A 6,000-nucleotide genomic window follows, 5' to 3' on the forward strand; every position below is an offset into this window, starting at 1 on the left:
CCGGCTCTCTCAAGAAAGGTGCGGACCGGCGTGACCGACCGTCTCATCGTTCGTGGCGCTCGCGAGCACAACCTGAAGAATGTCTCGCTCGACCTGCCCCGCGACTCACTGATCGTCTTCACCGGACTCTCCGGATCGGGCAAGTCCTCCCTGGCCTTCGACACGATCTTCGCCGAGGGCCAGCGCCGCTACGTCGAGTCGCTCTCGTCGTACGCCCGTCAGTTCCTCGGGCAGATGGACAAGCCCGACGTCGACTTCATCGAGGGCCTCTCCCCGGCCGTCTCGATCGACCAGAAGTCGACCTCGCGCAACCCGCGCTCGACCGTGGGCACCATCACCGAGGTCTACGACTACCTCCGCCTGCTCTTCGCCCGCATCGGCAAGCCGCACTGCCCCGAGTGCCGGCGTCCGATCTCCCGCCAGTCGCCGCAGGCCATCGTCGACAAGGTGCTCGCGCTGCCCGAGGGCAGCCGCTTCCAGGTGCTCTCGCCGCTGGTGCGCGAGCGCAAGGGCGAGTTCGTCGACCTCTTCGCCGACCTGCAGACCAAGGGCTACAGCCGGGCCCGGGTGGACGGCGTGACCGTCCAGCTCTCCGAGCCGCCCACGCTGAAGAAGCAGGAGAAGCACACGATCGAGGTGGTCGTCGACCGCCTCACCGTCAAGGACAGCGCCAAGCGCCGGCTCACCGACTCCGTGGAGACCGCCCTCGGCCTCTCGGGCGGCATGGTCATCCTCGACTTCGTCGACCTCGCCGAGGACGACCCCGAGCGTGAGCGGATGTACTCCGAGCACCTCTACTGCCCGTACGACGACCTGTCCTTCGAGGAGCTGGAGCCGCGCTCCTTCTCCTTCAACTCGCCCTTCGGCGCCTGCCCCGACTGCACCGGCATCGGCACGCGCATGGAGGTGGACCCGGAGCTGATCGTCCCGGACGAGGACAAGTCCCTGGACGAGGGCGCGGTCTCGCCGTGGTCCCTCGGTCACACCAAGGACTACTTCCAGCGGCTCGTCGGCGCGCTCGCAGGGGAGCTCGGCTTCCGCACGGACATCCCCTGGGCGGGGCTGCCGGCCCGGGCCAAGAAGGCCCTGCTGTACGGCCACAGGACGCAGATCGAGGTCCGCTACCGCAACCGGTACGGGCGCGAGCGCGCCTACACCACGGCCTTCGAGGGCGCCGTGCCGTTCGTCAAGCGGCGGCACTCCGAGTCCGAGAGCGACGCCAGCCGCGAGCGCTTCGAGGGCTACATGCGCGAGGTGCCGTGCCCGACCTGTGAGGGCACCCGCCTCAAGCCGATCGTGCTCGCCGTGACGGTCATGGAGAAGTCCATCGCCGAGGTCGCCGCGATGTCGATCAGCGAGTGCGCGGACTTCCTCGGCCGGCTGCGGCTCGACGCCCGCGACAAGAAGATCGCCGAGCGGGTCCTGAAGGAGGTCAACGAGCGGCTCCGCTTCCTCGTCGACGTCGGCCTGGACTACCTCTCGCTGAACCGCGCCGCCGGCACCCTGTCGGGCGGCGAGGCCCAGCGCATCCGGCTGGCCACGCAGATCGGCTCGGGTCTCGTCGGCGTGCTCTACGTACTGGACGAACCTTCCATCGGCCTGCACCAGCGCGACAACCACCGGCTGATCGAGACGCTGGTGCGGCTGCGGGACATGGGCAACACGCTCATCGTCGTCGAGCACGACGAGGACACCATCAAGGTGGCCGACTGGGTCGTGGACATCGGCCCGGGCGCGGGCGAGCACGGCGGCAAGGTGGTGCACAGCGGTTCGCTGAAGGAGCTGCTGAAGAACTCCGAGTCGATGACCGGGCAGTACCTGTCCGGCAAGAAGTCCATCGCGATCCCGGACATCCGCCGGCCGGTGAACGGGGAGCGCAGGCTGACCGTCCACGGCGCCCGCGAGAACAACCTGCGGGACATCGACGTGTCCTTCCCGCTGGGCGTGCTCACGGCCGTGACCGGCGTCTCCGGCTCGGGCAAGTCGACGCTGGTCAACGACATCCTGTACACGCACCTGGCGCGCGAGCTGAACGGCGCCCGCTCGGTGCCGGGACGGCACACGCGGGTCGCCGGGGACGAGCTCGTCGACAAGGTCGTGCACGTGGACCAGTCGCCGATCGGCCGGACCCCGCGGTCCAACCCGGCCACGTACACCGGTGTCTTCGACCACGTGCGCAAGCTCTTCGCGGAGACCATGGAGGCGAAGGTGCGCGGCTACCTGCCGGGCCGCTTCTCCTTCAACGTGAAGGGCGGCCGGTGCGAGAACTGCTCCGGCGACGGCACGATCAAGATCGAGATGAACTTCCTGCCGGACGTCTACGTCCCCTGCGAGGTCTGCCACGGCGACCGGTACAACCGGGAGACGCTGGAGGTCCACTACAAGGGCAAGTCCATCGCGGAAGTCCTGAACATGCCGATCGAGGAGGCGCTGGACTTCTTCGAGGCGGTGCCGACGATCTCCCGACACCTGCGGACGCTGACCGAGGTCGGGCTGGGGTACGTGCGGCTCGGACAGTCCGCGCCGACGCTGTCGGGTGGCGAGGCGCAGCGCGTGAAGCTGGCCTCCGAGCTGCAGAAGCGGTCGACGGGCCGGACGGTGTACGTGCTGGACGAGCCGACGACGGGTCTGCACTTCGAGGACATCTCGAAGCTGATCAAGGTCCTGTCGGGGCTGGTGGACAAGGGGAACTCGGTGATCGTCATCGAGCACAACCTCGACGTCATCAAGACCGCGGACTGGGTCATCGACATGGGCCCGGAGGGCGGCTACGGCGGCGGCCTCGTCGTCGCCGAGGGCACGCCGGAGCAGGTCGCGTCGGTGGGGGCGAGCCACACGGGCAAGTTCCTGCGGGACATCCTGGGGGCCGACCGCATCTCGGACGGGGCGGCGCCGGCGGTGGTGAGCCAGCGCAAGGCTCCGGCCAAGAAGGCTGCCGCCGCGAAGAAGACCGCCCCCGCGAAGAAGACCGCGTCTTCCCGGGCGCGCAAGGCGTAGCCCCCGGACCCCCGCGCCTCAACGCCGGCGGGGCTGAAAGACCGCCTCCAACGCCGGCGGGGCTGGGAAATCCAGCCCCGCCGGCGTTCGAGGCGCGGGGTCCGGGGCGGAGCCCCAGTAGGCGGAGCCGCGGGCTGCGATCCGGGCCAGGGCCCCGGGCCGGGGCCAAGGGTCAGGAGGCCACTCCCACCGCGTGGTACACGGTGGTGGGGTCCGTCAGGGACGCCAGGAGCGCGTCCGCGACATCCGCGCGGGGGATGACCCGCCCGCCGGGGACGTTGCCGTCGATCGCCCGCCGGTAGGCCCCCGTCCGCGGCTTGTTCCGGAGCATCGGCGGGCGGATGACCGTCCACTGCGTACCGCTCGCCCCCATCGCCGCCTCCATGTCCGCGAGGTCCGCGTACAGGTCCCGAAGGAGCCTGCGCAGCAGCGGGTAGACCACGGCCCGGGTGAACACCCCCTCGCCCTCCGGCAGCCGCCCCACCGGCGCGGCGCTGACGGCGGACACGCGCCGCACGCCCGCCCGGTCCATGGCCGAGGTGATCGCCTCCAGGGCCGGGCCCGCGATCGGCGTCTCCTTGGCCTGCCTGTTGTTCGCGGCCCCCAGCGCGGAGACCACCGCGTCCCGGCCGCTCACCACCGCCAGCAGCGCCTCCTCGTCGGTCACGTCGGCCACCGTGGCCACATGGAGCCGCTCGTGGGCGGGAACCGGCAGGCGGGCGGGGTCGCGGACCACCGCGGTCACCTCGTGCCCCGCGTCGAGGGCCTGTCGGACGACCTCGCGGCCGACCCCGCCCGTGGCACCGAACACCGTGATCTTCATGGCTGCCCCCATGTTGTGGGTGAGTACTCACTCACCCCTCCTTCGGCTATGGTGAGTGAATGCTCACCTCCAAGTCAAGCCGTCCCACCCCGCAGCGGCTGCTCGACGCCGCCGAGAAACTGATGCGCACCAGCGGCCTCGCCAGCGCCACCACCAAGGCCATCGCCCGGGAGGCCGGCTGTTCGGAGGCCGCGCTCTACAAGCACTTCGCGAACAAGGAAGAGCTGTTCGTGCGCGTGCTGATGGAGCGCACCCCCAACGCGGGCCCGCTCATGGCCGCCCTCCAGTCCGGTCCGAGCGGGCAGGGTGTGGAGGAGGGGCTCACCGACATCGCCCGCCACGCCTCGCTGTTCTACGCCGACGCCATGCCGATGGCGGGCTCGCTGTTCGCCGAGCCCGCGCTCCTCAACCGCCATCGCGAGGGCATCCGGGAGATCGGCACCGGGCCGCACGTGGTCCTCGCCGCGCTGGCCGGGCGGCTGCGCAGGGAGCTCGACGCCGGCCGGCTGCGGCCCGACGCCGATCCGGAGGCGGCGGCCGCGCTGCTGCTCGGGGCCTGCTTCCAGCGGGCCTTCTTCCTGCACTTCTCCGGGGCCGACGTGGTTCAGCCCGTCGAGGAGTTCGCCCCCGCGGTGGCGTCGACCCTGTGGGCCGCCATCAGGTGAGCTCGGCGGCGTACGGGGGCTCCGCCCCGGCCCGGGTGCAGGTCAGGGCGGCCGCGTGGGCGGCGTACGCCAGGACGGCCGGCCAGTCCACGGACTCGCCCGGCGCCGTGGCCGAAAGCCGGTGCAGCAGGGCGGCGTTGACGGTGTCGCCCGCCCCGATGGTGTCCGCCACCGCCATCCGGCGGGCCGGGACCGAGTGCTCGGCCCCGTCCCGCGTCCAGACGGTCAGGCCCGCCGCGCCCCGGGTCAGCACCACCGCTCCGGGCCCCGCCGCCAGCCAGTCGCCGACCCGGCCGCCGAGCCAGGCCGCGTCCTCCTCGGACAGCTTGAGGACGCCCGTGTGCGGCAGCAGCCGGGTGAGGAAGCGGGCCCGGTAGGCCGCGGGGTCGGGGATCAGCGCCGGCCGGATGTTGGGGTCCAGCAGGGTCAGCAGCCCGCGCCGCGACTCCCGGCGCAGCAGGGCCTCGTACGCGCTCGCGCCCGGCTCCAGCACCAGGGAGCAGGTGCCGAGCGCGAGGGCCCGGGCCGCCTCCGGGAGGGCGGGCGGCAGGGTGAACAGCCGGTCCGCGGTGCCCTCGACGTAGAACCCGTACGAGGCGGAGCCGTCCGGGGCCAGCGACGGCACCGCGAGCGTGGTCGGCTCGGGTCCGCGCTGCACCAGCGACAGATCGACCCCGGCCGTCCGCAGCCCGGCCAGCAGGAGCTCGCCGAAGCCGTCCGTGGAGACCCGCGAGCAGAACGCCACCCCGGCGCCGAGCCGGCCCAGCGCGAGCGCGGTGTTGTACGGGCCCCCACCCGGCCGGGGTACCAGCGCGCCCGGCGGCCGGTCGGTGGGCACCAGGTCGATGAGGGCTTCTCCGCCGACGACGATCACCCGGGGGAAGCTACCCCATCGGGCGGGGGTATCGTCGGTGGGCCGCCGGTGCCCGGCCGGTCCCACACCCCAGGAGAAGCGCATGTCCGCGTCGCAGTCCGCAGCTCGCCGTACCGTCCTCAAGGGCGCCGCCGCGCTCGCCGGGGCCGTCGGCGCCGGCGCGACGCTCGCGGCCTGCTCCACGGAGTCCAACAGCGGCAACGGCAGCCCCGCGGTCCCGGCCGCGCCGGTGGAGCTGGGCGCCGCGTCCGAGGTCCCGGTGGGCGGCGCGAAGCTTTACCGGGAGAAGAAGCTGATCGTCAGCTGCCAGGCAGAGGGCCAGTACAAGGCCTTCAGCGCGCAGTGCACCCACGCGGGCTGCGTCCTCGACAAGATCGACAAGGACGCGGGCAACTGCCCCTGCCACGGCAGCCGCTTCGACGTCAACACCGGCAAGGTCCTGCAGGGCCCGGCCTCCGACCCGCTGCCGGCCGTCCCGGTCAAGGCGGAGAACGGCAAGCTGATCGCGGGCTGAGCCGCCGGCCGCCCCCAGGGGGTGCAACACCCCCTAGACGAGTAAGTCCGAAGTCTTCGCGCGCATGAAGCGAGGGTCTCGTTGGTTCGTGTGTGACGACAAACCTGGAGACCCTCGCGACTGCACT

5 protein-coding genes are annotated in these 6,000 nt (G+C 72.0%); 3 read left to right on the forward strand and 2 right to left on the reverse strand.

Annotated features, from left to right (window positions below):
* Nucleotides 1–30 precede the first annotated feature (30 nt).
* A complete protein-coding gene (uvrA, locus tag ACZ6Y1_RS32280) occupies nucleotides 31–2,997 on the forward strand; it encodes an excinuclease ABC subunit UvrA (protein ID WP_469638174.1) in 2,967 nt (988 codons plus the stop codon).
* A 172-nt stretch (nucleotides 2,998–3,169) separates the two neighbouring features.
* On the opposite strand, the gene ACZ6Y1_RS32285 is transcribed toward uvrA, so the two are convergent.
* Nucleotides 3,170–3,820 carry an NAD(P)-dependent oxidoreductase gene (locus ACZ6Y1_RS32285; RefSeq protein ID WP_469638177.1) on the reverse strand — a complete coding sequence of 217 codons (651 nt, stop codon included), beginning with the start codon at nucleotides 3,818–3,820 and terminating at the stop codon, nucleotides 3,170–3,172.
* 59 nt (nucleotides 3,821–3,879) lie between these two features.
* On the opposite strand from ACZ6Y1_RS32285, the gene ACZ6Y1_RS32290 reads away from it, so the two are divergent.
* Nucleotides 3,880–4,485, forward strand: coding sequence for a TetR/AcrR family transcriptional regulator (locus tag ACZ6Y1_RS32290; RefSeq protein ID WP_469638180.1), 606 nt, complete (start codon nucleotides 3,880–3,882; stop codon nucleotides 4,483–4,485).
* Here the strand turns inward: ACZ6Y1_RS32290 and ACZ6Y1_RS32295 are convergent.
* Nucleotides 4,478–5,359 (reverse strand): carbohydrate kinase family protein, encoded by an 882-nt coding sequence (locus ACZ6Y1_RS32295; protein ID WP_469638182.1) that lies wholly within the window; start codon nucleotides 5,357–5,359, stop codon nucleotides 4,478–4,480. The two genes, ACZ6Y1_RS32290 and ACZ6Y1_RS32295, sit on opposite strands and share 8 nt — an antisense overlap.
* 82 nt (nucleotides 5,360–5,441) lie before the next feature.
* Between ACZ6Y1_RS32295 and ACZ6Y1_RS32300 the strand changes: the two genes are divergently transcribed.
* Nucleotides 5,442–5,873 (forward strand): Rieske (2Fe-2S) protein, encoded by a 432-nt coding sequence (locus tag ACZ6Y1_RS32300; protein WP_469638185.1) that lies wholly within the window; start codon nucleotides 5,442–5,444, stop codon nucleotides 5,871–5,873.
* The last annotated feature ends 127 nt before the right edge of the window (nucleotides 5,874–6,000 follow it).

Source organism: Streptomyces sp. NPDC053432 (genome assembly GCF_055585365.1).

Coding starts and splice junctions, on each gene's coding strand:
- ACZ6Y1_RS32285 (WP_469638177.1), bottom strand. CDS start 3,820: ATGAAGATCACGGTGTTCGGTGCCACGGGCGGGGTCGGCCGCGAGGTC.
- ACZ6Y1_RS32300 (WP_469638185.1), top strand. CDS start 5,442: ATGTCCGCGTCGCAGTCCGCAGCTCGCCGTACCGTCCTCAAGGGCGCC.
- ACZ6Y1_RS32290 (WP_469638180.1), top strand. CDS start 3,880: ATGCTCACCTCCAAGTCAAGCCGTCCCACCCCGCAGCGGCTGCTCGAC.